Raw genomic sequence first — 26877 nt, 5'->3', positions numbered from 1 at the left:
AAAAACTAACACGCGAACAGATTGGACAAATTGTGCTATTATTGTAATAAATAGGTCGTACTCTGTAACAAAAAACTCCTAAAATTAGGGTAACAGGTAGCCCTGTCCAAATCCCTAACTTAGGAGATACGCATGGACAAGGATACACTATTTTCTGCATTTGGTAAATGGGTTGCACCAATAAATCCAAACATCATCCCGAATTGGCAAAGCACGACTACGCTCGACCGTTATGTGAAAAAGCTCGACACCTTAGTCTTTCTGTACATCTTCATCGAAGCACAGTTAGAGAAGCGAAAGGGTCTTCGTTCCATCATGCGAAAGCTGGAGCACGACGAGGAATTTCAAAAGCAACTCGGCATTGCTTCGATCAGTGCATCCCAGTTGTCCCGTAAAAATAATCAACTGGACCCAGAAGTACTTCAAGCCATCCTTTGTAATCTCATTACACAGTTGCATCGAGATGCTAGGCCGATATCAGGGCGCATCGGAACGGTCAAGATTATAGACTCTTCTACGATCAGCGTTTGCCTACAGCGGTATAAATGGGCGACTTTCCGAAAAACGAAAGCAGGCGTGAAACTGCACCTGCGAGTGGCATTTGCTGACCCCGACCATGTTTATCCGGATAAGGCAGTGGTTACGCCTGCAAGGCCCGCAGACCGCAGCCAAATGGACGTCCTGATCGATGAGTCGGACGTCACGTATCTGATGGACCGCGGGTATCTGGACTACGGCAAATACGACAGTTACTGCGAGCGTGGCATTCGATTCGTATCACGATTAAAGGACAATGCTGTTGTCGAAGAAGTGGAAGAACTTTCGGTGAACACAGATTCAGACATCATCCGCGATGTCAAAGTCGTGCTAGGCAAAGCTCACAAGCGCATGCAGCACCCCCTTCGTATGATCGTCACCACAGACGGTCGCGGTAATGAGGTCCGTATCATTACGAATCGGTTCGACCTGACGGCAGAAGAGCTTGGTGACCTGTATCGTAGCCGCTGGCAGATCGAGATGTTCTTCCGGTGGGTCAAGCAGAACCTGAAGCTAACCTGTTTTTACGGTGACAGCGAGAACGCAGTGATGAATCAGATTTGGATCTGTTTAATTGCATACTGCTTGCTGCTGCTTATGAAGCTAGAACTGGGAACGAGTCGAACGTTAACGGAACTCATTGAGGCTTTGAAAGAACTCATGTGGCAACCGTGGCTGAGGATGGTCGCAGCAGTAGAGCGAAAACCAAGTCGAACTTCGAGAGGGCGACAGAAGAAACAGAAAGACCAGTAAGTCGCCTAAGTCGAAAAAAACCAATCATCAACTTGAAAAGGATGAATATTACAAATGGACAGCAACTGCCTGTTTCAGGGGTACCCCGTAAGTTTTTGGCCCTTGGAATTTGAAAACTAATTTCTGAATATTCCACCATTTTAGATGTCATGATTTATGCAACGCTACTGAAGTTCTATAGCTGTATTAGACCACAATTGAGTAGGGTCACACAGTGACGCAGGTCACAGGAATGGACAGAACGTCCTCCAGACGCAGTTCCGCCTCCATAAACGGTAGGAGCGTCTCTTCTTCGGCCATCAGATGCTCTCTGACCAGCCTGCAGGCGGTCAACAGGTCATTAACAGCCCGTGGCAGGTCGGCAGCAGAGCTGTTATCCAGCAATCGGTCGAGCTCCTCGAAGAACGATTGGAAGTATTCATGCGTGAGCTCGTGCTCCTTCTCAAGCATCCATAACGACGTAATAATCTGATGGCCCTCCGGCGTATTGTAATGATCCGTCAGCTTCGGGAACAGGTCGCTCGCCTCCCATTCCGAGTGATATTCCAGCTCGGTCAGCAAGCCTACGGCCTTCATCCGCAGCTGCTCCGTCAGACTATGTAGAAGCTCCCCTTCGAGCTGCATCGTTTCCTTCGCATCCTTCTCAAGCTCCGCAACCATTTCATTCAAGACAGCATGCTCATTGTTCAGCCTCTCCCATGACAACGTCATATCCTGTATAATCATCCTTTAGCGCCTCCCCTGTGAGTTCGTAATGTGTAAATAAGCCTTGATCCAGCCGAGTGGTACGGCAGCGTAGCGAGCTTTATCTACGTGATTTTTTTCACATTGTTAGGCTAAGGAAAAGCTTCGTTACGAAGCTTTTCCTTACTCTCAGCCGTGCATATTCCTATGATGGCCTTCTTGTGATTGTCGATACTCTTACCACGTCTTGAAGCCCTTTGACCCGAAGCCTGGATGCTGAATGATTTCCATAATAGGAACCGTATACGCAAACAGAATCAGAAAAACTAATATGCCAATCCAGACGCCCCAGCGTTCGAAGATGGCCGGTGGCTTCTCCGCCCCTTCACTCGCCTCAGCAATCGGGAACTGCTCGACCCGGCCGTTCGAGGAGCTGAGCAGGCCGAAGATGTTAATCAGCATCATCAGCACGCCGATGAACAGAATCGTTCCACCGATCGCCATCACGACATGGTACGGCATCCACAGCACGGCATCCGGATGATCCTGGTATGTTGTGTAGGCGGTTCTGCGCGGTGAGCCCATCAGACCAACCGTATGCATCGCGCCGGACATCAGGAACATACCAACGATCCACACCCAGGTCTGGGCAATGCCAAGCTTGTGCATCAGCGGCGTCAATTCACGGCCGGTCACGGCCGGAATAAGCCAGTACGTAATGCCGAAGAACGTTAAGGCGACGGAGCTTGCGACCGTCAAGTGAAAGTGCCCGGGCACCCACAGCGTGTTGTGTATGACCGCGTTGAGCTCGTGGCTCGCATTGACGAGTCCGCCCGCTCCGGCAGGGATAAAGATCAGCATGCCCATGAAAGGAGCGAAGAAGCGGACATCGTTCCACGGCAGCTTACGGAACCAGCCGAATAGCCCGCGGGCTCCGACGGAGCGACCGTGCATTTCGAATGTGGCGAACAGAGAGAAGGCTGTCATCAGCGAAGGAATTACGACCATGAAGGTTAGCACAACTTGAACGAATTTCCATATATTCGAGATGCCAGGCTCCATCAGCTGATGGTGAAAGCCGACCGGAATGGAGAAGAGCAGGAACATGATGAAGGATAACCTTGCCAGCGCATCACTGAACAGCTTGCCGCCGATCACCTTCGGGATGACGACATACCAGCACATGTAGGCAGGCAGCAGCCAGAAGTAAACAAGCGGATGCCCGAAGTACCAGAACAATGTACGGCTCAGCACGACGTTAACCGTATCTACCCAGCCGAACGACCATGGAATGAGCTGGAACAGCACCTCGATCGCGACGCCGATCGTTGCGATCTGCCACATAGCCATAGTGATGACCGCCATGAAGGCGAAGAGCGGTGTCGTTTGACCCGGATTTGTCTTCTTCCAGTAACGGTAATTCAGGAAGACGCCGAAGCCGCTCATCCAGCTTCCGACAACGAGCAGCACCAGCGCGACATAGAACCAGGGCGAAGCCTTCAGCGGTGCGTAGAAGGTATAGAGCACGGTCGCCTTGTTCAGAAGGATCAGTACGACCGCCCACATGACGCCGGCTGTCATCAGGCCGAAGCCGACCCAGCCGAGCTTGCGCGGCAGCTGCTGCAGCTTGCCCCCGAGCGTTCGTGCAATACCAGCGTAGATAAAGCCGATGATGAAAAAGGTAGTGAACACGAGCGCCATCAACACGCCGTGCGCGGTCAGCAGCTGGTAGTAGCCGATACCGAAGGGCAGTGCGTTCGCCCCACCGCGTACGAGTCCCTGAAGCAGGCCTGCTACGCCGCCTAGAAGCAAGGCGAAGAAGGCGAATAAGATATGAGCCAGTATAAGAACGGTGTCCCGTTTATCAAATCGATGCAGCATCACATTCATAGGTATACAGCTCCTTTTAGGCCGAGAATCGTTATTTGACAATGATCTTCATCATCATCGCTTCATGCGCCGCGCCGCAATATTCGTTGCACAGCACCAAATATTCACCCGGCTTATCAAACGTATAGGTCAAGTGATTGACCTCGCCGGGTACTACCATCATGTTGATGTTCGTCCCTACGACCTGGAATCCGTGCACAACGTCTGGAGTCGTTACATTGAAGGTAACCTTCGCGCCGAGCGGCACCTCCATTATGGAAGGCGAATAACTGAATGTGAACGCGATAATGTTCGCTTCATATGCGTTGCCTCCGATCGCATGCAGACCAGGTCGGTTGAACGGCTCCGTCGTGCTTAGCTTCTCTGGGTCAACGGTGTGCCGATGATGGCCCGGCGGCTCCATGCCGAGGGCGAAGGCACCGACGCCGACAACAGTCAGGAAGACGATCAGCATCCCGGTGCCGAACAGAAGCCATATTTTCTCCAGACGATGAATGTGCATATTACTTTCCCCCATTGTGTAGAATAGGCTGGTTGCCAAGCCTTATTTAGTTACGAATCAGGTATAGGCCGAATACCGCAAACCAGGTTACGATGATGAACACACCCAGCAGCATGACCGATGCAAATGTACCACGCAGCGGTTGTTCGTTTTTCTGATCCTTCATACGTCCCCGTACCTCCCTGCTTTGTCTCTTTCGTCCCGCTATATTCGAATTGTAGCAAGCAAGGCCGGATACGAGCTATGATGAAGATCACAGTACATTTATCTATTCAACGGAATTCATTAAAAAAAGCCACCGGTCCGGTGACCGATGGCGGTATGATTCAATTGAAGGAATGTGGGGAGCACGCAGGTCGTGGCCCCGACGTCGGATCATACTGAATCATGAACAGAAATAGATGCACAAGGCCCTGTATCCTTGCCCGCAGAGGCAAGGCTTCTTCCCTTCTCCAGAAGACGACAAGCCCGCTCCATCTTACGTTCGTCTGGCGACGGAATACCCTCGAGCGGGTACTCCTTGCCAAGCTGCTGCCACTTGTATACACCCATACGGTGATACGGCAGCAGCTCCACCTTCTCTACGCTGCGCAGCTCTCCGATCATTCGGCCGAGTGCGCACAGATCGTTCATGTCGTCGGTAATGCCGGGAATCAGCACATGGCGGATCCAGACTGGCTGACGACGTTCAGACAGCCATCTCGCGAAGCGAAGAATACGGTCGTTGCTCTGACCCGTCAGCGCTTGATGCTTGCTCTCATCCATCTGCTTCAGATCCAGCAGCACGAGGTCCGTCACGCTCATCAGCTCTTCCATGTGGTCGGGCTGACAATAGCCGGACGAATCGAGCGTCGTATGCAGCCCCCACTTGCGCTTGCAGGCTGCAAACAACTCGGCAACGAAGGATGTCTGCAGAGTCGGCTCTCCGCCGGTCACCGTAATGCCCCCGCCAGAGCGACGATAGTACTCCAGGTATGGCTCGATGTCATTGAGCACCTCCTCTACGGTTACGCTACGACCTCGGTTAGGATCCCATGTATCGGGATTGTGGCAAAACTGACACTGCAGAGCGCATCCCTGCATGAAGAGTACAAAGCGGATCCCCGGACCGTCAACGGTGCCAAAGGTGTCCATAGAATGAATTCTGCCTTTCATTAGGACGCGCTCCTTTCATTCGGTGAGTTCATATCCCGATCCTGTTTCATACCCTGATTATTGGTCTGCTTATACGTTCCCGTGGAATGTTCGGTTAATGACGTCAAGCTGCTGCTCACGTGTAAGCTTGATGAAGCTGACCGCGTAGCCCGATACCCGGATCGTGAGCTGCGGATAATTCTCGGGATGCTCCATCGCATCGAGCAGCTGCTCCCGCTCAAACACGTTGATATTCAAGTGGTGGCCGGTGTTCGCCGCGTAGCCGTCGAGCAAGGACACGAGATTGCTCACACGGGTCTGTTGCTCCTTGCCGAGCGCCTTAGGCACGATCGAGAACGTATTGGAGATTCCGTCCAAGCATGATTCATAAGGAATTTTCGCAACGGATGCCATCGAGGCGAGTGCGCCCTTGCGGTCCCGGCCATGCATCGGATTTGCGCCCGGTGCAAAGGGCTCACCGGCTTTACGGCCGTCCGGCGTCGTACCCGTTTTTTGGCCATATACGACATTAGACGTAATCGTCAGCACGGACATTGTTGGCACTGCATTGCGGTACGTCTTGTGCTTGCGCAGCTTGTTCATGAACGTCTGGGTGAGCTCGACAGCGATCGAATCAACCCGCTCATCGTTGTTGCCGTACTCCGGGTATTCGCCTTCGATTACAAAATCAATCGCAATTCCATTCTCATCTCGGATCGGCTTTACCTTCGCGTGCTTGATCGCGCTCAAGCTGTCGGCAACAACGGACAGACCCGCAATACCACACGCCATCGTTCGCATAATTTGGCGGTCGTGCAACGCCATCTCCAGACGCTCGTAGCTGTACTTGTCATGCATAAAGTGAATAACGTTCAGCGTGTTCATGTACAGCTCCGCCAGCCAATCCATGACCTGATCGAATCGCTCACGAACCTCCTTATATTCGAGCACCTCGCCCGCAAGCGGTGACAAGACCGGACCAACCTGTATGCCGAGCTTCTCGTCCACGCCGCCGTTGATCGCATACAGCAGCGCCTTGGCCAGATTAGCACGAGCACCGAAGAACTGCATCTGCTTGCCGATCCGCATCGCCGATACGCAGCAGGCGATGCCGTAATCGTCACCGAAGCATGGACGCATAAGATCGTCGTTCTCATATTGAATCGAGCTCGTCTCGATTGATACCTTGGCGCAATAATTCTTGAAGCGCTGCGGCAGCTCTGTGGACCAGAGCACGGTCAGATTCGGCTCCGGCGCCGGACCGAGATTGTACAGGGTGTGCAGTACACGGAACGAGCTCTTCGTCACTCGAGTCTGCCCATTCTCACCCATCCCGCCCACCGATTCCGTGACCCACGTCGGGTCGCCGCTGAACAGCTCGTTGTAGTCCGGCGTGCGTAGAAACTTGACAATACGCAGCTTCATAACGAAATGGTCTATCAGCTCCTGAGCTTCCACTTCCGTCAGCATGCCCTCCCGCAGATCACGCTCGATATAGATATCCAGAAATGACGACACGCGCCCTAAGCTCATCGCAGCGCCATTCTGCTCCTTAATCGCCGCAAGATATGCGAAGTACAGCCATTGCACTGCTTCCTTCGCATTCCTCGCCGGCTCAGAGATATCGTAGCCATACGAGGCCGCCATCTGCTTCAGCTGACGCAGGGCAAGTATTTGCTCCGAGATTTCCTCTCGGTCGCGAATGACCTCCTCGAGCATCGGCTCGGCTTCGAGCTTCAGCAGCTCCTTCTTCTTATCCTCGAGCAGTCGATCCACTCCGTACAGCGCAACACGGCGATAATCCCCGATAATGCGTCCTCGCCCGTAGGCATCTGGCAGACCTGTAATAATGCCTGCCTTGCGAGCGGTCTTCATTGCCGTCGTATACGCATCAAACACGCCCTGATTGTGCGTCTTGCGAATGTCCGTAAACAGCCTAACGATATCCTCCGGTAGCTCGTAGCCATAAGCTGCGCAAGCGTCCTGCACCATCCGGATCCCGCCGAATGGCTGAACGGAGCGCTTCAGCGGAGCATCCGTCTGCAGACCGACGATTTGCTCCTGCTCCTTCATAATGTAGCCCGGGGCGTGGGATACAATCGTTGAAACGACATTCACATCCACGTCCAGCACACCGCCGTTGTCCCGCTCCTGCACCATCAGCTCACAGATGCGACCCCACAGCTGCACCGTCGCGTTCGTTGGTCCAGCTAGGAACGTATCGTCTCCATAATAAGGCGTTATGTTGTGATCGATAAAATCTTTAACGTTAATTTCCTGCTGCCAAGTGCCTGGTCGGAATTCTCTCCAAGCCGGAGCCTCTACTGCTACTCGTTTCGCTTCCGCTTCCTTCATCGACATCGTTACAGCACCTCCATCGTGATTTCACGTTTATGGCCATATCGTATCACTCCCTGCCCCCCCTGTAAGTGAGCTGCATCACATCGGCTGTGGCGAAACGGTAATGATGGTACGGCCTCTTCTCCTAGCGGAGCCGCACTTGCTGCCTCACGCAATAAGCGTTCTGCGCTGTGATCCAGATTACAGTAAGCACAAGTCCTCCTTGCTACACTGAGCTCATCAAATCACATGCTTTGGGGAGGGTTATCTACTATGGCAAAAATCGTCACATGGAGTCCGGAGGAACCGGCATTCTGGGCTAAGGAAGGCAAGCGGATCGCGAATAAAAACTTGCTGATCTCCGTCATCTCACTCATTCTGGCCTTTATCGTATGGCAAATTTGGTCTGTAGTCGCTGTTCGCTTGAATGATATAGGCTTCAACCTGTCGAAGGGTGAGCTCTTCACCCTTGCCGCGCTCCCTGGCTTGACCGGTGCAACACTGCGCCTGGTCTATACATTCATGCCAGGTATTGTAGGTGGAAAAAACTGGACGGTCATCTCTACTGCCGTGCTGCTGATCCCTGCAATCGGCATTGGGATCGCTGTTCAAAGCCCGGACACGCCCTTCTTGATGATGGCGACTCTGGCCGCGCTGTGCGGACTGGGTGGAGGAAATCTATCCTCCTCAACGGCCAATATCAACCCTTTCTTTCCCAAGAAGGCTAAAGGTACGGCCAATGGCATTAACGTCGGCGTAGGCAATCTGGGCGTCTCCGTCGTGCAATTCGTCACACCGCTTATTATTGGAGTAAGCTTCATCGGTATGATGACCGGCGGCCCACAGGTAACCAAGAGCGGCTCTGAGGTATTCATTCAGAACGCTGCCTTCATATGGGTTATTCCTATTATAATCGCAGTTCTTCTCGCATGGTTCGGTATGGACAACCTGCCTAACACGAAGCAAAGCGTTCGTGAACAGCTGGTCGTGCTGAAGAATAAGCATACCTGGATCATGACATGGCTCTACACGATGTGCTTCGGCTCCTTCATCGGATACTCCGCGGCATTCCCTCTGCTTATCAAGTCAGAATTTCCTGATATCAATGGCATTCAACTGGCATTTCTTGGACCCCTTATCGGTGCTTCCCTTCGTCCGCTTGGTGGCTGGATCTCCGATAAAGTCAACAGCGGCGCAAAGGTTACGTTCTGGGTTGTGCTCGTCATGACAACGGCAACTGCAGGCATTGTATACTTCCTGAACAACGCAAGCTTTACCGGCTTCCTGGTCATGTTCCTGATCGTGTTCGCCTGCACCGGGCTGTCGAACGGCTCAACGTTCCGAATGATTCCTTTTCTCTTCGAGGCGAAGCAGTCTGGAGCTGTACTCGGCTTGTCCGCTGCCATAGGTGCATATGGAGCGTTTTTCATTCCGAAGATTTTCGGCTGGTCGATCGATTCGACTGGCTCCGCGCACGTCGCGCTGTACATCTTTATCGTCTACTACGCGATCTCACTGCTCGTATGCTGGTACTGCTACTCGCGAAAAAATGCAAAGGTATCTTGCTAAGTTTTTCGAGCCTGTTCTGTATTTTTCTTATAGCTTCCGTAGCTCAACATCAAGAATGCATGATGCTTGCGCTCTGTGTATCTGCAACCTCACAGTAAGCTCTAGATCCTCACTCCTTAATCGCTGCGCCACTTCAATTCAAGGGCTACGGCACGCACTGGCTATTCTTCGGGTTAAACCTGAAGAGTAGCCTTTTTATATCCAAGCACGCCCCTGACAGCGATTTCCCGCACTTAACCAAAAAACGGTTGACAAAGAGCACGCATGTTTTTATATTATTTAATGATATTGATTCTCATTATCGACAAGGCGTATACGTCTATACAGACATCAAGGGAGAGATGAATGATGTACCGTAATCGAATGAACAAGCTGCCTTTGCTGCTCGTCCTCATGCTACTATGGGCCGTTAGCGCTTGCAGCAGCGCAGGTGCTCCTGCAGGCCAGAGCGGGGAAGCGAATACCGCGCCTGCCCCAGAGCCGACTACAGCTGCGAAGCTTACATACCAGTCTGAGACTGGACCGATCGAGGTGCCCGCTGAGCCGAAGCGCGTCGTCGTCCTGTCGGCGTTCCTGTCAGGCAGCATCATGGCGCTGAACGTACCGATCGTCGGCGTCGACTCTTGGTCGAAGAGCAATCCGAGATATACCCCGTACATCGGCAGCGCAGCGGAAGTATCGGAGGAAAGTCTTGAGAAGATCATCGAGCTGAACCCGGATCTGATCGTTGCACCGAGCACCGCGAAAAATCTGGACAAGCTGAAGGCGCTCGCCCCGACCGTCACGTACACGTACGGCAAGGTCGACTACTTGACGCAGCATCTGGAGCTCGGCAAGCTGCTGAACAAGGAGAAGGAAGCACAGGCGTGGATCGACGACTTCAAGAAGCGCGCTCAAGCAGCCGGTGCTGAGATTAAGGCGAAGATCGGACAAGATGCGACCGTCTCAGTCATCGAGAGCTTCGAGAAGCAGCTGTATGTCTTCGGCGATAATTGGGGACGCGGCACAGAAATTTTGTACCAGGAAATGAAGCTGAGCATGCCGGAGAAGGTGAAGGAAACGGCTCTGAAGAGCGGCTACTACGCCCTGTCGCCTGAGGTGCTGGCTGAGTATGCTGGCGACTATGTGTTCTTCAGCAAGGCGCCAGATGCCGACCACTCGTTCCAATCGACCGATACGTACAAGAACATCCCTGCCGTGAAAAACAACCGCGTATTCGAGGTCAATGCCAAGGAGTTCTATTACAACGATCCGTTGACGCTTGAGTATCAGCTTGAGGTGTTCAAGAAGAGCCTGCTCGGCAAGTAAGCAGGTATCGTGACTATGAAGCATCTACCTTCTTCGCTGCCATTCAACCTCACCCTAACCGCCAGTGCGCTCGTCATGCTCGCGATGTTCAGCATCGCCATGCTGGCGGGAGCAGCCGATGTGACCGCGCGGGAGGTGTGGCTCGCCTTGACGACCTTGGAGACGGGCGACAAGCTGACCGTTATACGAGAAATTCGCCTCCCTCGTGAGGTGGCCGCACTGCTCGTCGGCTCTGCGCTCGCCGTTGCGGGCGCCATTATGCAAGGGGTCACGCGCAATCCACTCGCCGATCCGGGGCTGCTCGGGCTGACGGCAGGAGCGAATACGGCGCTGGCGGTCACGCTTGCCTTCGCACCGAGCGTCGGCTCGCTGGGCATCATGACTGCTTGCTTCCTTGGCGCCGCCGCAGCTGTACTGCTCGTGTTCGGGCTCGGAGCCGTGAAGCGCGGAGGCTTCTCACCGCTTCGCATCGTGCTTGCAGGGGCGGCGGTATCGGCATTCCTGTATGCGCTGACCGACGGAATCGGCTTGCTCTTCCGTATATCGAAGGATATCTCCATGTGGACTGCAGGCGGACTTGTCGGCACGACCTGGACGCATCTGTTCACGATATTGCCATTCATCGTCGGAGCGATGCTGGGGGCGATGCTGCTCGCCCGGCAGCTCACCGTCCTGAGCCTCAGCGAGCAGGTGGCGGCCTCCCTTGGTCAGTCCGTCATCCGGATCAAGGCGCTGCTGTTCCTGAGCGTGCTCATCCTGGCAGGCGCGTCTGTCGCGCTAGTTGGCAATCTAGCCTTCATCGGGCTCATCGTGCCGCATCTCGCACGACGGCTAGCCGGGACGGATTACCGACGCATTCTGCCGATGTCCGCCTTGCTCGGCGCGAGTCTGATGCTGCTAGCCGATACGCTGGGGCGAACGTTGAACGCGCCGTATGAGACTCCGGTTGCCGCGATTGCGGCTGTGATGGGCATTCCGTTCTTCCTGCTCATTCTACGCAAAGGAGGGCGTTCCTCCGCATGATGACCGCTGCCGCCTCACGGAAGCAAGCACTCTTCATCGCTTCCTTTATACTATTAATTATAGGTACACTTGTGATCGGAGCCGGGCTTGGCCAAGCTTCCTTGTCGTACAATCGCCTGCTGCCGACACTGTTCGGCTATGGCACGTTCAAGGAGGAATTCGTGCTATTCTCTGTCCGTCTTCCGCGCATGCTCATTACGCTGCTGGCGGGCATGGCTCTCGCGTTATCGGGGGTTATCCTCCAAGGGGTCACGCGCAATGACCTCGCAGACCCTGGTATGATGGGCATCAACAGCGGGGCGGGCGTTGCGGTTGCGGTGTTCTTTATGCTCGCGCCGATCGATGCGGCTTCCTTTGCCATCGTGCTCCCTGCTGTCGCCTTCCTCGGAGCCGTATTAACGGCCGGACTGTTATACGCGCTCGCACGCACGAAGCATTCGGGACTGGAGCCGGGTCGTATGGTGCTCATGGGGGTGGGGCTGTCGCTCGCTCTCTCCGGTCTGATGATCATCATGATCTCGGCTGCCGAGCGGGAGAAGGTGGAATTCGTAGCGAAGTGGCTCGCAGGCTCCGTCTGGGGGGCAGATTGGCCCTACATCGCTGCTATCGCGCCTTGGCTCGTGCTGCTAGTTCCTTACGCTCTGTATAAGGCGCGTGTACTCAATCTACTAAGCCTTAACGAGCCTACAGCCGCCGGAGTCGGCGTATCGCTGGAGAAGGAGCGCATCGTGCTGCTGCTGACCGCTGTCGCGCTAGCTGCTGCTGCCGTCTCCGTAACCGGAGGCATCGCCTTCGTCGGTCTCATGGCGCCGCATATCGCCCGAGGGCTTATCGGTCCGCGTCATCAATATTTGATTCCGTCCGCCCTGCTGGTCGGAGGCTTCCTGCTGCTGGCGGCGGATACGATCGGACGTAATGTCGCCGACCCGAGCGGCTTGCCCGCTGGCGTCGTCGTCGCACTGATCGGCGCACCGTACTTCATCTACTTGTTGAGCAAGCGGTAGCGAGTACTCGGGTACGCATGTAGCTGCTGGCACACCTGTGACATGGTAGCTGCAAGAGGTACAAGAAGTATCAAATTGTTCCACGTGGAGCGTTTTTTCGACAATGTCCACGTCTTGCACTGTCATCATTCGTACGATTCCGCCAGCAATCGCACATCGCAACGAAGCAGCCCCTACTAGCTCGTCACACGACAAGCTTGCAGGGGCTGCTTCGTTAGGTGGTTCCACGTTCCGATAACCTAGCTTAAGTTGCGGCTGAAGAAACAGTCGCTGCCGCTTCGTTGCATGCGGCTCTCATGCTGTCCTCCGTCCCGAGCGGTTGACGCTCGCACAGGCGCACCCACGCCTTCACACATACAGGATCGAACTGGCTGCCGCTGCGCGCCGCAATGAAGCTCATTGCTTCCGCATGAGGCATGGCGGCCCGATATGCGCGCTCCGAGGTCAGCGCATCGTACACGTCGGCAACAGCTACGATTCGCGCCATGAGTGGAATCGACTCCCCCTTCAGCTGATCGGGATAGCCTGTCCCATCCCAGCACTCATGGTGGTATCGAATAATTTCGAGCTCCTCCTTCATGAAGCCGAGACCCTTGCACATATCGAAGCCATGAATCGGATGAAGCTCGATGATTCTCCGTTCCTCAGGTGTGAGCATACCGGGCTTGTTGAGGATGGAGTCTGGTGTTCTGATTTTGCCAACGTCATGAATAATGGTCCCTTGAGCTAGCGCCCGCAGCTGGGCCGGACCGAGCTGCAGCTCCTCTGCCAGCATCAACGCGTACCGGGTCACACGAAAGTTATGACCGGCGGTGTACATGTCCTTCTGCTCCGTAGCCGCCATGAGCGCCTGAATGCTGGGTGAGATGTTGCTCGTAATACGCTCTACCGGATCTGTAATGAACAGCGCCCTGAGTGCGGCCGTGAATGAACGCTTCGCTGTATATTGACGAATGAGACCTGCAATCATCACCAGCATAGAGCCTAGCAGTAGAAAATGATACGACCACCAGCTCAAACGCCACGACTGTCCGGTAATGATGATGAATTGCGCCACAATCAGCCAGCCTGAGCTCAAGATGATCGCAAGCTGCAGCGGAAATCTGGAATATAAATAAGACCGATAATAGCGGTAAATCGCCCATAAGTTAAATAAAACGGTCAACATGACCAAAGAATAATTCAGCGGACGCACCGTCAGCGGAATGAAATCTACGGCGTGCGGATGCAGCATGAAATATACGCCAGCGACGGCCAGAGCTAAGGTCCAGCCGATCGTCAGCTTCTGCTGGAAGCCGGATATGTAACGAACGATCGGATGATTCGAGGACAGCGCAGACAGCCACAGCCATAAGGAAGCTAGCAGAACGCTCATCTGGGAAGCTACCCCCGGCAAGTGGGTCGCATGCAAGATCAAATTCGGCGTCGACAGTCCATGAACCATGAACACCTCAGCCATGGAAATGAAGGCCAGTGACAAGAAGCACACCTGCAGATTGCGCAACCGGCTTCCTACGATGCCGACAACGACGGCAATCAGCAGCGCCAGGAACGAAACGGCCGTCACCACATAAAAATGTCCGTGCGGCATTTCAACATAGAGATCGAGCTCCGGTTGGTTCCGCAGCCATTCATAGCCCCCATAGGGCAGAAGTATAGCAGCCGCTGTGGCGGCCAGGCGGCGAAGCCTCATCGTTGTGTTCCCCTTTATCCGCAATAGTGGTAGTGTTGTACATTATTACCTCTATCTTATCACAGAGAATACAGATTAGCCTAGGTAAAACGATGTGATTGGGCATGCTAAACGCGGAGGTGTTCATCATGACGTACCCGACTCTATGCAGCGTCTGCAACGGTATGGAAAGCGTGTCTGCCTCATGCCCGAGCTGCCAAGGATCTGCGCTGGATCAGGGGAAGCTAAGCGATTATTACGGACCGTATTCTCCCTATCGATCGATGGACGACCTGAAGCTGACGAACGGCTACGCCGACATGGAGCAGCAGCAATGCGTGCATTACGGCTACTGTCCGCAGTGCGATACGGCCTTCCCGTTCGCCGTACAGGAGCAGGCGCTGGGGGATGGGCTTAGCTGACTGACGGCCCGGCTCCCGGCCTCCCCAGCCCTGCTGAACGATGGTTAATCGTCGCCAGTTGCCTCCTCTGACTGACCTCGAAGGCACGCTATGTCTCGGTGTATGTGGCGCTGCTGCTTGCGACCGTGGCCGCGGTCGGCTACTCCAGCTCGTCTACTGAAGCTGAATCGAGCTCTCCGGCACGTTCGTCTGATAGACCGACACATGCAGCCGCCCGTCCCCCATCAGCTCTGCTAGGAATATATCGTCGAGCCGCTGCACGCCGATGCGCTGGCATTGCTGCTCGAGCCATTGCTCGGTCAAGCCGACCGAGTCCAGCTGCTGCTGCTGCACGACACCGTCGATGATCAGCGCAAGCGCGAGGCACGTCTTCGACGGCTGCAGCTCGAGGTCGGCTGTTGTGACCGGACGCTTCGTGGCCTTAGGGAAGACCGACAGCGTTCCGTTCGGCTCCAGAATCGCGTATTCGATGTCGGAGACGCAGCCGTAGCCTTTTTCCCTCAGCATGGAGAGGAAGAAGGGGAGGTTGATCTGGTTTTTGCGTAGCGCCCGATGGTCGATGTCTCCGTTCACAATAATAAGCTCGGGCTTCGCATCGAGGTTGTAGAAGAAGCGGTTGAGCGACAAGTAGCCTATCAGCATGACGAACACCCCGATGCTCAGCACGCCGACCGCCGCCTTCGAGGCCACCTTGACGACCAGCGGCTGCGCCGCTACCGTCGTCAGCAGCATGAGGCCTGCGAGCTCGAAGGCGCTCATCTGGGCGATCGTCTTTTTACCTAGCAGCCGTATAGCCGCCCATGTGATGAGCAGCATGACAATGCAGCGTAAGCCGTACATCGCCAGCTCCAGCATAGCGCAACCCTCCTACGGACCCGGTATAATACGGACCATCTTATTCCAGTGATACAGCGCCGCCCCGCCTGTCATCAGCGTCTCTCGCTTATCCTGCAGCTCCACCGCCTGCTCCAGCGCATGCAGCTTCTCCTCGAATTCATCATAATCCTCTGAAGAAAAGTTGAGCATCAGCAAATATTGCAGCCCGTTCCAGTTGCCCAGCGCCTGCTTCACATAGACTTGCGCCTCCTGCCAGCGCTCCTCCCGGGCCGCCTGCATGATGTGGTGCAGCTGCTGCTCCGTTCCCTTACCTGACTTCATGGCGATGTTAACCGCGGTAAAGTAACCGATGAAGAACAGCAGCACGATTCCGACGAGCATGCCGGTGATGAAGGAATTGCGCATCTGTACCCCACCTCGCTTCTGCTTGGCTGCCAGCTCCTGTCGAGCCTCTGAATGGCAATCTTTAGTTTGGCAGAATGCGGCATGCTTTATGCGTGGAGTGCATCGAGTGCATCGGGTGTATCGAGCGTGGCCCAGGAAGCTAAGCCGCATGTCCAACGTTCGCGAATCTGATGCGCGTGTTGCGCTCCGTGGTGGTCGGTCCACCATTCTCCGTCAGTGGACAAAAAAACGCCTCCCGTCGCGTAGACGGAAGGCGCAGGCGTGCATATAGGCAATGTATGCTGGCTACAGGATCGACGCTTAGGTGACAGCAGCAGGCTGCACCGTCTCGCCCTGCTGCATCTTGTACAGCTGGTAATAGCGTCCGCCGAGCTGCAGCAACGACTCGTGGTCGCCGCGCTCGACGATGCGGCCGCGGTCGAGGACGAGAATCTGGTCGGCCTTCTTCACCGTCGACAGACGATGCGCAATGACGAAGGTCGTGCGCCCCTGCTTCACGACCTCGAGCGCCTCCTGGATGAGCGACTCGGTCTCCGTGTCGATGTTCGAGGTCGCCTCATCGAGGATGAGGATGGCCGGGTCGAACGCCAGCGCCCGGGCGAACGAGATGAGCTGCCGCTGTCCGGCCGACAGCGTGCTGCCCTTCTCGATGACCGGCTCATCGAGGCCGCGCGGCAGCTGCTTCAGGAGCCGATCGCCGCCGACGTCCGCTAGCGCTTGCTCCACCCGCTCGCGCGTCACCGCCGGGTCATCGAGCGATACGTTCGAGGCGATCGTGCCGCTGAACAGGAACGGGTCCTGCAGCACGATGCCCATATGCTCGCGCATCGCCTGACGCGGCATGCTGCCCGTGTCGCGACCGTCGATCGTAATCGAGCCGCTGTCCGGCTCGTAGAAGCGGAACAGCAGGTTCAGGATCGAGCTCTTGCCCGAGCCGGTATGACCGACGAGCGCGACCGTCTCGCCCGGCTTCGCCTCCAGCGTAATGCCCTTCAGCACGGGCTCTCCTTCCTTATAAGAGAACCATACGTTGTCGAATTTCACATGTCCGCGGTATCTGGCCATGCTCTCGTCCGAGACGTCCTCGCCTTCTTCATCGAGCAGCTTGAATACGCGCTCCGCCGAGACGAGTGCCGTCTCGAGGTTCGGCAGCTGGTTGACGATGTTCACGATCGGCGTGAACAAGCGGTTCAAGTAATCGACGAAGGCGTACAGCACTCCGAGCGAGATCGCGCCTACAGGTCCCGTATTGGACATTCCACCGAAATACCAGATCAAGGCGACGAGCGCCATGTTCCGGACGACGCTGAGCAGATTCCAGCCAGTCAGCGAGTTCAGGCTGAGCAGCTTGTTCTGGAACGTGTACAGCCTCGTATTGGCCACCTCGAACTCCTCGGCGATGCGCTTCTCCTTGCGGAACGCCTGAATGACCGGCATCCCTTGAATCGACTCATTCACCGTGCCGTTAATTTCGCTGACTGTCGAGCGAATGACCCGATTGTAGCGCTTCGCGACGCGCCCGTACACGTAGATCCAGATCACGAGCACCGGCACGATGAACAGACAGATGGCCCCCAGCTTCGCATCGAGCAGGAATAAGGCAATGAATATCCCAATAATGTGAATCGTCCCGGTAAAAAAGTTCGCCAGCACCGTCACATACAGCTCGCGAATCGACTCCGTGTCGTTCGTGATCCGCGAGACGACCTTCCCCGCTGGCAGGTTGTCGAAATAACGGATCGGCAGCCGATTCATCTGACCGAACACATCGGTCCGCATGCGGCGGATGACCCGATTCGCCGACGCCTGCAAGTAATAGCGCTGCGCATAGGTGAAGCCCGCCGAGATGATGAGCAGGCCGAAGTAGAACCAGCACAGCTGCAAGAGACCGCCAAGCTCCGGACGGAAGAAGCGGAACAGCTCCTCGCGGCTCAGCTCCGCCGCCGGATAGCTCGCGGACTGATCGCCTCTCTTAATCGTGAGCGAGCGGTCCGTCTCACTCCATGTCCGCTCGCCCTCTAGCGCAATCGGCTGAGGGATGAAGTAATACCCGGTGCCCGCCTGCAGCACCCGGACCTCGGCCCCGCGAGCCTCACCTTCGCCGAAGTGATCGTCCCGCTTATACAGCTTGCCGCTATAAGCAGCCGTGTAAGGCCCCTCCTCGGCCGTCTCGAACCAAGGCTTCTCGATGCCGGATATATGCACATCGATCATTCGCTTCGCCACGAGCGGACCAGCAAGGTCCGTACCGACCGCGACTGTAAGCATCAGGAGCGCCAGCACGAGCTGCGTCTTGAATTGCAGCGCGTAGCCGAGCAGCCGCTTGATCGTCTTCGCCTTGCTGACCGGCTCCGTCTGGTCGAGCTCAAGGTCGTCATTGTCCCAATCCATAGACATATGCTACTGTTCACCGCCTTCCGCTTGCGTCGCAGACGCTGCCGCCTGCTGGTGAATATATTGCTCGCAGTACCAGCCCCCCAGCTCCATTAGCTGCTCGTGCGTACCCCGCTCGATTATTCGGCCCTCATCCAGCACGAGAATGAGATCGGCATGCTGAACGGCAGACAGCCGGTGCGTCGCAATGATCGTCGTCTTGCCTTGCCGCGCACGGCGAAGGTTCGCAATGATCTCCGCCTCCGTACGGGCGTCCACCGCCGATAATGAATCGTCGAGCATCAGAATCTGAGGATTGCCGAGCAGCGCACGAGCGATCGCGACGCGCTGCTTCTGACCGCCGGACAGCGCCACGCCCTTCTCCCCGACGAGCGTCTCCAGTCCTTCCGGCAGGAAGTCCAGATCCTTGCGCAGCGCGGACGCTTCGACCGCCTCCTGCAGCTCCGCCTCCGTCGCCTCTTCGTGTGCGAACATGAGGTTGCGGTGGATGGTGCGCGAGAATAGGAAGTGCGTCTGCGGCACGTAGCCGTACCACGACTTGAGCGTATCCGTATCGATGGCCGTAAGTGGTATACCCGAGATGAGAATCGAGCCGTCACCAGGCGGATATTCCCGCAGCAGCTGGCGAAGCATCGTCGACTTGCCGCTGCCCGTACGTCCGACGAGTCCGAGCGTCTGCCCGGCCTCTACGGTGAACGATACGTCAATCAGGTTGTCGACCGCTGAGGTCGGGTAGCGGAACGTCACATGGCGGAATTCGATCCGCTCTGGGCGCAGCTGCGGCTGAGCGGCAGCGGACTTCCTCACTGTCACTTCCTGTTGTACATGAGCTTCGTGCTCCCCTTGGCGGCCTTGCGGGCTCTGTACTGCGGACGAAGCAGCCCCACGGCTCGGGTTCACAATGTCCGGTACATTCGGTACATTCGGTACATTCGGCACATCACGCACACTAGGCACCTCCGGCACATCCGGCTCATAGCTGAGCGTCTCGTTCACCCGATCGATCGAGGCGTTGCCCCGCTGCATAATGTTGATCAGCTCGCCGATCGCGAACATCGGCCAGATGAGCATACCGAGGTAGACGTTGAAGGCGACGAGGTCGCCGATGGTCAGCTCGTTCAGGTAGACGAGGTAGGCGCCGTAGCCGAGACCGAGCAGGTAGCTGGCTCCGACCATGATCTTAATCGTCGGCTCGAACAGCGCTTCGACGCGGACGACGGCGAGATTTTTATCCAGCACGTCCTGCGTCACATCCGCGAACCGCTGCTCGGCTGCTCGCTCCTGCTTGTAGGCGCGAATGACGCGAATACCGGATACCGTCTCGAGCACCCCCTCGTTCATATCGCCGAACGCATCCTGCGCCGCCATGAACCGCTTATGTATCCAGTTGCCATACAGGCTGACGAGCACGGCCATAATCGGCAACGGCAAGATCGAGACGAGCGTCAGCTTCCAGCTGATCATGATCGTCATCGTCGCGAGTATCATCGCCATCCACAGCGTCGAATCGAGCAGCGTCACCATGCCGAAGCCGGCCGTCGTGCCGATCGCCTGCAGATCGTTCGTCGCACGGGCCATTAGATCACCGGTCCGATTGCGCTCGTAGAAGGTTGGGGTCATCTTCAACAGATGGCCCATGAAGCGGCGGCGCAGCAGCCGCTCGACGACGAACGAGCCGCCGAATATTTGGCGACCCCAGACGTAGTTGCCCGCATAGGACACGATCGTAATGACGGCGAGCAGCAGCAAGGTGTGCCAGATCTTCTCCCAGCTGAACGAGCCAATGGCGATCGCATCGATCGACTGTCCGACGAGCATCGGCGGTACGATCTCCATCCACCCTACGAGGAACAGCATCGCGATGGCGATCGCGTACCGTCTCCATTCGAGCTTGAAGTACCAGCTCATCTTACGCAACACAGCGAACATATATTCTCTCCTCTCGTTCGTCTCCGACAGTAGGTTCTGAATCGGTACATGGGCAAAAAAAAGCACTCCGCACTGGAGTGAACGAACAGGCTCCGAGCTCGCTCGGGTTCTGTTCTGGCAAGCCTCGAATGAGGTGAAGATGCTTCGGTATAGTTTACCGTAACACGCTCCTTAGGGGCTGTCAACGTATGAAACGCGGGGAGTTTCATTATAGCCAAACAGGGCTTGTCCGCTCTTAGGAGTGAACAAGCCCTGCATATATAGGAGCTATTGATGAAATTAGTACGCGAGTGCGAACAGTCCGTTAATGTGTGACAGGTAGCGAACGTTGCTCGCTTCCTTCATCAGCGAAGCCGGAAGACCCTTCAGGCGAGTCTGGTTCGCGCCGATTGTCGCGATGCCATCCTTACGACCGAGGCTCGCGAGCGTACCGGAGAATACCGGTGCGAACGACTGCATCGGAGCGCCCTTCAGCTGTGCGAACATGTTGTAGCCGATCGTCTCACCCATCTGCCAAGCAAGCTGTGCTGTCGGCGGGTACGGACGACCGCCCTCTGGCATCATGACTACCGCGCTGTCGCCAGCGACATACACATCGGAGTGGGATGTGGATTGCAGGAACTCGGTAACGGTCGCACGACCGCGATTTACCTCGATACCGCAATTCGCGACGAGTGCATTACCCTGAACGCCGCCTGTCCAGACGAGTGTATTCGTCTCGATCGTGCTGCCGTCCTTGAGAGATACTGTCGTCTCGGTCATTTCCGTAATCGCAACACCTGTCAGGAACTTCACGCCGCGCTTCTCAAGGCTCGTCTGCGCGCGCTCGATGTGCTCAGCCGGGAAGCCGAGCAGAATCGAAGGACCCGCCTCGACCGTGTAGAGCGATACGTCGTTGAAGTCTACGCCGTTCTTGCGGCACAGACCTGGCAGCATGTCAGCCAGCTCGCCGACGAGCTCGATGCCGGTCAAGCCGCCACCGCCTACGACGAACGTCGCATCTGCCTTGTTCTTCGTCTTCGCATATTCCACGATGCGAGCTTCGACGTGTGCGCGAATCTTATTCGCGTCCTCGACGGACTTCAGCGTGAAGCTGTTCTCCGCAAGACCCGGAATGCCGAAGAATGCTGTCTCGCTGCCGAGCGCGACGACGAGCATATCGTAATCGTACGTAATGCCGCTCTTCAGCAGCACCTTCTTCTCGTCAAGGCCGATGCGCTCAACCGTATCGATGCGAAGATCGATATCTTTGCCGCGAAGCAGCTTCTCAAGAGGGAGCGCGACTGCCTGCTCCTTCAGATTGCCGACCGCAAGACGGTGCAGCTCGGTAACGATCTGGTGGAACGGAACACGATTCACAACCGTAATCGTCGCTTCCTCCGCCGACAAATATTTACGAGCGGTCAAGGCGCTCAGCAAGCCGCCGTAGCCTCCGCCCAAAATCAAAATGTGCTTAGACATGCTCATATCCTCCGTTCTTATATGGACAGCCGATTAGGCTTGTTTATTTTGGTTCTGACGCTCTGCGGACACTTCAAGGAACGCCTGCGCGAAGCGGAACATCTTCTGCATCTGCGGATCACGCAGCATCTTCAGCAGGCCGAACAAGCCGACCGTTGCCGTCTCCGCTTGTGCGCGGTCGCTAGCTTCGATCGCCGTCGCCGCTACGCTCTTCACGCCCTCGACGATCGGCATCGCCACTTCCTCAATGCCGCCCTTAATATCCTCGATGAACACTTCGTCTGTCGCCAGACTGTTCACCACATCGTACGTTTTGGTCAGCAGCGTAACCATCTCCGCGAGCTTCGGCAAGTTCTCGACAAGTATTGTCAGCGACTCCTGAACCTCCGGCTTCATCAGCTGATCGAGTACATCAAGCGATGACTCCCTCGCGAGCGTTTGCGTTGATTGAGACATAAGTAAACGTCCTCCCTCACTGTATATGAATGAATAAATAATGAATGAACATGTGTGTTACAAATTTCACAAGCGCGAACAAAACAGCAGGCCCCGCATTCGGTGCCCTACAATGAACTCTATTATACTCGCCTCCACGCACACGTTGTTCAGACATTTTTCTACAAATGTGAACATTTTTCGAACGTTCGTGTTTTGGCGAGTTTTAGGAGTAGTACCAGCGGAGCCGTCAGCAATGACCGCAAGTATGATGATTACTGCGAACGCGGAATCCGTTTCGTGTCGCGTCTCAAAGATAACGCGGTCATCGAGGAAGTCTACAAGTTGCCTAAGTCCGAGGGTACGAAGACTAATCGCGACGTCAAAGTCATCCTGGGAAAAGGCAAAAAGCAAATAAAAAATGCGTTGCGCATGATTGAACCGATCGACAGTCATGGAAACCCGATTCGCATCATTACAAACCGCTTTGACCTTACAGCCGAAGAGATTGGCGAGATGTACCGCAGCCGCTGGCAAATCGAGATCTTCTTCCGATAGGTGAAACAGAATTTGAAGTGCACTCGTTTTACAGAGAAGATGAGAATGCCGTCATGAATCTAATCCGGATTTGCCTGATCGCTTATTGCTTGCTGCTCTTGATAAAACTCGAGCTCTCCACTGACAGGACGCTAACGGAACTGATGGATTCGCTCAAGACGCTTCTATGGAAGCCTTGAGAAAAGCGCATCGCCGCTTTGAATTGAGCACTCAGTGGAACGTCAAAGGGACTACAGAAAAAGCAAACGTTAGTCGTTACGGCAGAGTAGACTAACATATCCAACTTAAAATGCAACTTTAGACCAAATGAACACTGTGGCTATCTGACAGAGAGAGACCCTCGTAAGTTTTAGCTCTTGACCACCGAAACTTAATTTCAAAGAATTTTGACGAATGCCCGTATCACCGTTTATGCAACGCTACTGATGCTGATACAGAAAAATCGACATAGGAAACCAAATGAATTTAAAATTAGTTAATTTGTTCTATTTAATTACAAATAAGGTATATGCTATAAAATATATATAAAAACCTAGATAATGGGTTATTAGACAAGTGTAAAGTTTGTGTAAAAGTAACCTGACGCGGGATTCACTAAATATAGAGGTTTGGAATTAGCTGGTACGCTCTGAGCCGAAATCGAGCAAACACTGATGTTTTGGCGGGGATATGCTTTGTTTCAAAGTGTTATCGGGAATGTGCATCCTAAAGAACCTGAAGACCAGGCTTTCAAAAAAATATGGAGCTATCTTTGCTTCGCAACCTAACCGCTTAGCAATGGGGGGATTCCTGCCTTCTTCGATTCCTCAAACCATGTATCAGCGTGTTGGCACATGTCGATGAAATACACTCGCGTCGTCCAATGCCTTGAACTGCGTCCACGGGATACCGGTGTTTGTCAATATAGTTGTCGTGAATCTTTGAAAATTAAATAGAGTCAATCAGGCTTGTGTCGCCGTTGTTGTAGCTATGGAGTGCTGGACTTTCTCGGGATTAAGATACACTCGTTCGTCTAGACTCCAGTTCCTTATCTTCCCGGACCACCGCCTTGGGTTGTCCTGTCTAGCTTGTTCGTACACTCGCTTTCTCTTCTCAAAAATCTGTTCAGCAAGTCCCTTATGCCTTTGGTTAGGGGTCAGGAAATTAAGCCCGCTGTGGTGATGCTCAGTGTTATACCAATGGACGAACTTCCGTACCCATTCACGGGCTTCTGTCGTCGACTTAAATCCATGTAACGGGTAGCTGGGGCGGTATTTGCAGGTGCGAAACACCGACTCGGCGTAAGGGTTATCGTTGCTGACACGCGGCCTGCTTTTGGAGGGCGTGATTCCTAGGCTGTATAACGTTTCAAGTAGAGTGGCACCCTTCATCGGACTCCCGTTATCCGAATGCAGGACCAGCGGCTCCTTGCGCACAACACACTGTTCGCTCAGGACCGTTCGACGAACCAATGTGCTCGCATGCTCCGCGGATTCTTCATTCCATACCTCCCAGCCTACGATTTTTCGGCTGAATAGATCCAGGATGAGATAGAGGTAGTAGAATAAACCCTTCACAGGACCAGGCAGCCAGGTGATGTCCCACATCCACACTTGGTTGGCCGCCACAGCACAATGGCTCGTTAACGGCTTCGAAACAGGCTTCTTACTGCGACCTCGATGGTGCTGCTGTCCATGAGCATGCATTACGCGATAGAATGTCGATTCGGACGCCATGTAGACACCCTCATCAGCCAGTCGTGGTACGATTTGGCTAGGTGGAAGGCTCTTGTATGCCGGCTGATTCACGACCTCGATAATCTGTTGTCGTTCCACTTCACTTAGCTTGTGGGATGGGGCAGGCCTTACCGCATGCGGCCGTTGATCCTCTTGCGGTGCGCCCTCTTTGCGCCACCGCTGCAAGGTCCGCTGCGTTAATCCGATCTCTTGGCATGCCGCCTCTTCTTTGGCTCCAGCATCTACTGCTTCTTGGATCAGTTCCATGGCCATTCGTCGATCTGAGGCACTGATCATGCGTCCTCTTGGTCCCCCCAGATCGACTGTGCCTTTTTCGCAGCACGAGAAGCGCTGCCGTTTCGGCTAGAGCAGCTTCCTTTCGTTTTAACTCCCGAGTGAGCGTCTTCATTTCTCGCTCTTTAGTTCGGAGTTCTTTTTGCAGCTGGGATGCCTGTTGGGCGAGTCCACCATTGGCTTGCATACAAGCATCCCGCCAAGCTTCAATCTGTTCTGCGTAGAGTCCTTTGGCACGACAGTATTCGGCCAGTTCGACTTCGCTCAACGTAGCGGTTTCCAGCACAATCGAAAACTTATCCCGACTACTCCATTTCTCGGGCTCTGCTCCGCCACCTGGAACGACAGCGCCGTTCGCTCGGGCTTCTTTTTGCCACTTGTACAGCGTCCCTTCGGACAGGCCGCTGTCTCTTGCAATCTGACTCACAGATTCATTATGCGGGGGGATCATTCGTAGTTGTATGTTGCGTTTCAATTCCTCACTGTATCTAGCCATCGTCCGTCACCTCTGCCTCTCTGGTTCTACTATACTTTTTATCGAGGGGTACGACAACTATTGTGACACAGGGGGATACCTCTAGCTTGTAGACAACTTTTTGGCGCTTAATGCAGCGTTCAACGCCAGTGCGAAGCTTGTACCTAGTTCGCCAACCTTGCTGCTGCGACGTATCCGAGGAAACAATCTCGCGGTAAGCACAAATCTAGGAAACCGAGTCATGCTGACTGACTCGAAACAGCCGCGGGTACAAAGGCAAGCTTTGAGCACTGTCCGAAGCACAGAGCATGTAGAGAGTGCGGCCATATTAATACTTTTCTCTGTAGCTGTCGCAGCCGTAGTTGGCATCAGGATCAGGGAATTGGCGCAAGCAGGAGCATTTCCAATCCCTCTGCTTGCGACAGTCACAAAGGAACTTGCCATAGGCTCTACCGCCTGTTACCACGGGCGAGCCAACTTCAGTTACGCTGAGAGCAGACTTGTCTCCGAGGAGTCCACGGTCGGCTGAAGGCTGAACGAACAGTGTCTGAAACAGGGATTGCAACAGGTCGTGAGCCTTCGTCCCATAGTCCTTCTTCTTTCCTTGCTTCTTAGGCTTTCTCAGTTTGCGTTTGTGACGACTCGTAAGGTGAGCGCAATAGGAGAGCCACAGGCTCTTGAAGATGTCATAGAGGGTACCAACGCCCAGGAGTGGGTTCTAGTAAAAATCCGCTCAGAATAGCATACACGGGCGTGATGCGAAGCTACTTGACCCAGTCGTCAATGTTGGTAATGTGGAGCTTATGCATGATGAGCAAACTGAGAAGCAGATCAGCAGGGTCTCGAGGGCGACGTTGGTCTTGGAGGAATACTGGTTCTTCGTTCGCGCATCGGTACCCGAAAGATCAATAGGTGTAATCCCAAAGATACGATGGCAAAGTGCTCCTGAAGAAAAAACGCGGCTTCCATTCGGGATTTGTTAGGTTGATATGAATTTGTCAAGAGGAAAGTTTGTTCCTCCCTCTTTTTGGGGGTGAAACAATAAAAGACTCTAGCAAAAATGCCAGAGTCTGCAACGGAATGCGAGTTCCGAGAAGCTTATAATCATGAAAGGAGGTGAAATATATATGCGAATGAAGAAAATCTTGCCTGCTGCTTTTATGGCAATTGCACTCATTGGTAATTCTTTTGTTTTTGCGGGCACTGGTAATGTTAGTTCTGCATCAATTAATTACTATGATACATTTGCCAAGGGTAGCACTTATAGCATGAATGGTGATGTTAACTTAGCCGGGTATAACAATCCTAATTCAGACAATGCCCTTTATGTGGAACTTTTTCAAGATACAACTGGCGTTGACCCGCGTATTACACATGAATACTTGACAGGTAATTCTAGCAAGTCATGGGTTCATAACGTTAGCAATGCACAGTATTACATCTGGCTTGATCCAGCTGGCCCTAATTATTATGGGGTTATTGGTTCTGGTTCGGCTTCGAACTAATCCAAGAGGAAAAGGAGAGGTGTAACTCTCC

The 26877-nt window shown here is 54.5% G+C and carries 22 protein-coding genes; 8 read left to right on the top strand and 14 right to left on the bottom strand.

Features of this window, described 5'->3' with window-relative positions; genetic code table 11:
* Positions 1-132 precede the first annotated feature (132 nt).
* The gene (locus PAE68_RS02070) at positions 133-1290 is read left to right on the top strand and encodes an IS4 family transposase (protein ID WP_281882888.1); all 1158 of its coding nucleotides are present in this window, start codon (positions 133-135) and stop codon (positions 1288-1290) included.
* A gap of 207 nt (positions 1291-1497) precedes the next feature.
* On the opposite strand, the gene PAE68_RS02065 is transcribed toward PAE68_RS02070, so the two are convergent.
* The 6 genes from PAE68_RS02065 to pflB form a co-directional block, all read right to left on the bottom strand.
* Entirely contained in the window at positions 1498-2016 is a 519-nt protein-coding gene (locus PAE68_RS02065; protein WP_281883585.1) for a hemerythrin domain-containing protein, read from the bottom strand.
* A gap of 195 nt (positions 2017-2211) precedes the next feature.
* Positions 2212-3864, bottom strand: a complete 1653-nt coding sequence (locus tag PAE68_RS02060; RefSeq protein WP_397378012.1) for a b(o/a)3-type cytochrome-c oxidase subunit 1 — start codon at positions 3862-3864, stop codon at positions 2212-2214.
* Positions 3865-3895: 31 nt separating this feature from the next.
* Entirely contained in the window at positions 3896-4366 is a 471-nt protein-coding gene (locus PAE68_RS02055; RefSeq protein WP_281883583.1) for a cytochrome c oxidase subunit II, read from the bottom strand.
* Between the two features lie 46 nt (positions 4367-4412).
* Positions 4413-4532 (bottom strand): cytochrome c oxidase subunit 2A, encoded by a 120-nt coding sequence (locus tag PAE68_RS02050; RefSeq protein ID WP_281883581.1) that lies wholly within the window; start codon positions 4530-4532, stop codon positions 4413-4415.
* A 209-nt stretch (positions 4533-4741) separates the two neighbouring features.
* Positions 4742-5521 (bottom strand): pyruvate formate-lyase-activating protein, encoded by a 780-nt coding sequence (gene pflA, locus PAE68_RS02045; protein ID WP_281883579.1) that lies wholly within the window; start codon positions 5519-5521, stop codon positions 4742-4744.
* Between the two features lie 69 nt (positions 5522-5590).
* Positions 5591-7861, bottom strand: coding sequence for a formate C-acetyltransferase (gene pflB / locus PAE68_RS02040; RefSeq protein WP_281883576.1), 2271 nt, complete (start codon positions 7859-7861; stop codon positions 5591-5593).
* A 252-nt stretch (positions 7862-8113) separates the two neighbouring features.
* Between pflB and PAE68_RS02035 the strand changes: the two genes are divergently transcribed.
* From PAE68_RS02035 to PAE68_RS02020, 4 genes are all read left to right on the top strand, one after another.
* Complete coding sequence (locus PAE68_RS02035) at positions 8114-9409, top strand: MFS transporter (protein ID WP_281883574.1); 1296 nt, start codon at positions 8114-8116, stop codon at positions 9407-9409.
* 363 nt (positions 9410-9772) lie between these two features.
* Entirely contained in the window at positions 9773-10717 is a 945-nt protein-coding gene (locus tag PAE68_RS02030) for an iron-hydroxamate ABC transporter substrate-binding protein (protein WP_281890858.1), read from the top strand.
* Positions 10718-10732: 15 nt separating this feature from the next.
* Positions 10733-11740, top strand: a complete 1008-nt coding sequence (locus tag PAE68_RS02025) for a FecCD family ABC transporter permease (protein ID WP_281883572.1) — start codon at positions 10733-10735, stop codon at positions 11738-11740.
* Positions 11737-12744: a FecCD family ABC transporter permease gene (locus PAE68_RS02020; RefSeq protein ID WP_281883570.1), complete on the top strand. Its 1008-nt coding sequence runs from the start codon at positions 11737-11739 to the stop codon at positions 12742-12744. The genes PAE68_RS02025 and PAE68_RS02020 overlap by 4 nt, the downstream gene beginning before the upstream one ends.
* A gap of 244 nt (positions 12745-12988) precedes the next feature.
* On the opposite strand, the gene PAE68_RS02015 is transcribed toward PAE68_RS02020, so the two are convergent.
* Complete coding sequence (locus tag PAE68_RS02015; protein WP_281883568.1) at positions 12989-14437, bottom strand: HD-GYP domain-containing protein; 1449 nt, start codon at positions 14435-14437, stop codon at positions 12989-12991.
* 128 nt (positions 14438-14565) lie between these two features.
* Between PAE68_RS02015 and PAE68_RS02010 the strand changes: the two genes are divergently transcribed.
* On the top strand, positions 14566-14838 hold the full coding sequence (locus PAE68_RS02010; protein WP_281883566.1) for a hypothetical protein: 273 nt from the start codon (positions 14566-14568) through the stop codon (positions 14836-14838).
* Positions 14839-14991: 153 nt separating this feature from the next.
* On the opposite strand, the gene PAE68_RS02005 is transcribed toward PAE68_RS02010, so the two are convergent.
* The 6 genes from PAE68_RS02005 to PAE68_RS01980 form a co-directional block, all read right to left on the bottom strand.
* Positions 14992-15693 carry a DUF421 domain-containing protein gene (locus PAE68_RS02005; protein WP_281883564.1) on the bottom strand — a complete coding sequence of 234 codons (702 nt, stop codon included), beginning with the start codon at positions 15691-15693 and terminating at the stop codon, positions 14992-14994.
* 12 nt (positions 15694-15705) lie between these two features.
* On the bottom strand, positions 15706-16080 hold the full coding sequence (locus tag PAE68_RS02000) for a DUF4363 family protein (protein WP_281883562.1): 375 nt from the start codon (positions 16078-16080) through the stop codon (positions 15706-15708).
* 300 nt (positions 16081-16380) lie between these two features.
* The gene (locus tag PAE68_RS01995; protein ID WP_281890856.1) at positions 16381-18471 is read right to left on the bottom strand and encodes an ABC transporter ATP-binding protein; all 2091 of its coding nucleotides are present in this window, start codon (positions 18469-18471) and stop codon (positions 16381-16383) included.
* A 9-nt stretch (positions 18472-18480) separates the two neighbouring features.
* Positions 18481-20403 carry an ABC transporter ATP-binding protein gene (locus PAE68_RS01990; RefSeq protein ID WP_281883560.1) on the bottom strand — a complete coding sequence of 641 codons (1923 nt, stop codon included), beginning with the start codon at positions 20401-20403 and terminating at the stop codon, positions 18481-18483.
* A 279-nt stretch (positions 20404-20682) separates the two neighbouring features.
* Positions 20683-21864 carry an NAD(P)/FAD-dependent oxidoreductase gene (locus PAE68_RS01985; protein ID WP_281883558.1) on the bottom strand — a complete coding sequence of 394 codons (1182 nt, stop codon included), beginning with the start codon at positions 21862-21864 and terminating at the stop codon, positions 20683-20685.
* Positions 21865-21897: 33 nt separating this feature from the next.
* Entirely contained in the window at positions 21898-22320 is a 423-nt protein-coding gene (locus PAE68_RS01980; RefSeq protein WP_281883556.1) for a DUF1641 domain-containing protein, read from the bottom strand.
* Between the two features lie 54 nt (positions 22321-22374).
* Here PAE68_RS01980 and PAE68_RS01975 point away from each other — a divergent pair, with 54 nt between their 5' ends.
* Entirely contained in the window at positions 22375-22857 is a 483-nt protein-coding gene (locus tag PAE68_RS01975; RefSeq protein ID WP_281883554.1) for a transposase, read from the top strand.
* Between the two features lie 941 nt (positions 22858-23798).
* Here PAE68_RS01975 and PAE68_RS01970 read toward each other — a convergent pair.
* A protein-coding gene (locus PAE68_RS01970) for an IS3 family transposase (RefSeq protein WP_397378005.1) occupies positions 23799-25362 on the bottom strand; the annotation gives its coding sequence in 2 pieces (ribosomal slippage) (positions 23799-24900 and positions 24899-25362; 1566 coding nt in all).
* 1106 nt (positions 25363-26468) lie between these two features.
* On the opposite strand from PAE68_RS01970, the gene PAE68_RS01965 reads away from it, so the two are divergent.
* On the top strand, positions 26469-26846 hold the full coding sequence (locus tag PAE68_RS01965) for a hypothetical protein (RefSeq protein ID WP_281883552.1): 378 nt from the start codon (positions 26469-26471) through the stop codon (positions 26844-26846).
* Positions 26847-26877: the final 31 nt, after the last annotated feature.

Source organism: Paenibacillus sp. YYML68 (assembly GCF_027923405.1).
Classification (GTDB): domain Bacteria; phylum Bacillota; class Bacilli; order Paenibacillales; family NBRC-103111; genus Paenibacillus_G.
The sequence above is the reverse complement of the archived record's forward strand: the minus strand, read 5'-3'. Positions and strand labels throughout refer to the sequence as shown.

Excerpts from the sequence above, each read along its gene's own strand:
- PAE68_RS02070 (WP_281882888.1), top strand. The coding sequence starts at position 133 with ATGGACAAGGATACACTATTTTCTGCATTTGGTAAATGGGTTGCACCA.
- PAE68_RS02065 (WP_281883585.1), bottom strand. The coding sequence starts at position 2,016 with ATGATTATACAGGATATGACGTTGTCATGGGAGAGGCTGAACAATGAG.
- PAE68_RS02060 (WP_397378012.1), bottom strand. The coding sequence starts at position 3,864 with ATGAATGTGATGCTGCATCGATTTGATAAACGGGACACCGTTCTTATA.
- PAE68_RS02055 (WP_281883583.1), bottom strand. The coding sequence starts at position 4,366 with ATGCACATTCATCGTCTGGAGAAAATATGGCTTCTGTTCGGCACCGGG.
- PAE68_RS02050 (WP_281883581.1), bottom strand. The coding sequence starts at position 4,532 with ATGAAGGATCAGAAAAACGAACAACCGCTGCGTGGTACATTTGCATCG.
- pflA (WP_281883579.1), bottom strand. The coding sequence starts at position 5,521 with ATGAAAGGCAGAATTCATTCTATGGACACCTTTGGCACCGTTGACGGT.
- pflB (WP_281883576.1), bottom strand. The coding sequence starts at position 7,861 with ATGTCGATGAAGGAAGCGGAAGCGAAACGAGTAGCAGTAGAGGCTCCG.
- PAE68_RS02035 (WP_281883574.1), top strand. The coding sequence starts at position 8,114 with ATGGCAAAAATCGTCACATGGAGTCCGGAGGAACCGGCATTCTGGGCT.
- PAE68_RS02030 (WP_281890858.1), top strand. The coding sequence starts at position 9,773 with ATGAACAAGCTGCCTTTGCTGCTCGTCCTCATGCTACTATGGGCCGTT.
- PAE68_RS02025 (WP_281883572.1), top strand. The coding sequence starts at position 10,733 with ATGAAGCATCTACCTTCTTCGCTGCCATTCAACCTCACCCTAACCGCC.
- PAE68_RS02020 (WP_281883570.1), top strand. The coding sequence starts at position 11,737 with ATGATGACCGCTGCCGCCTCACGGAAGCAAGCACTCTTCATCGCTTCC.
- PAE68_RS02015 (WP_281883568.1), bottom strand. The coding sequence starts at position 14,437 with ATGAGGCTTCGCCGCCTGGCCGCCACAGCGGCTGCTATACTTCTGCCC.
- PAE68_RS02010 (WP_281883566.1), top strand. The coding sequence starts at position 14,566 with ATGACGTACCCGACTCTATGCAGCGTCTGCAACGGTATGGAAAGCGTG.
- PAE68_RS02005 (WP_281883564.1), bottom strand. The coding sequence starts at position 15,693 with ATGCTGGAGCTGGCGATGTACGGCTTACGCTGCATTGTCATGCTGCTC.
- PAE68_RS02000 (WP_281883562.1), bottom strand. The coding sequence starts at position 16,080 with ATGCGCAATTCCTTCATCACCGGCATGCTCGTCGGAATCGTGCTGCTG.
- PAE68_RS01995 (WP_281890856.1), bottom strand. The coding sequence starts at position 18,471 with ATGGATTGGGACAATGACGACCTTGAGCTCGACCAGACGGAGCCGGTC.
- PAE68_RS01990 (WP_281883560.1), bottom strand. The coding sequence starts at position 20,403 with ATGTTCGCTGTGTTGCGTAAGATGAGCTGGTACTTCAAGCTCGAATGG.
- PAE68_RS01985 (WP_281883558.1), bottom strand. The coding sequence starts at position 21,864 with ATGTCTAAGCACATTTTGATTTTGGGCGGAGGCTACGGCGGCTTGCTG.
- PAE68_RS01980 (WP_281883556.1), bottom strand. The coding sequence starts at position 22,320 with ATGTCTCAATCAACGCAAACGCTCGCGAGGGAGTCATCGCTTGATGTA.
- PAE68_RS01965 (WP_281883552.1), top strand. The coding sequence starts at position 26,469 with ATGCGAATGAAGAAAATCTTGCCTGCTGCTTTTATGGCAATTGCACTC.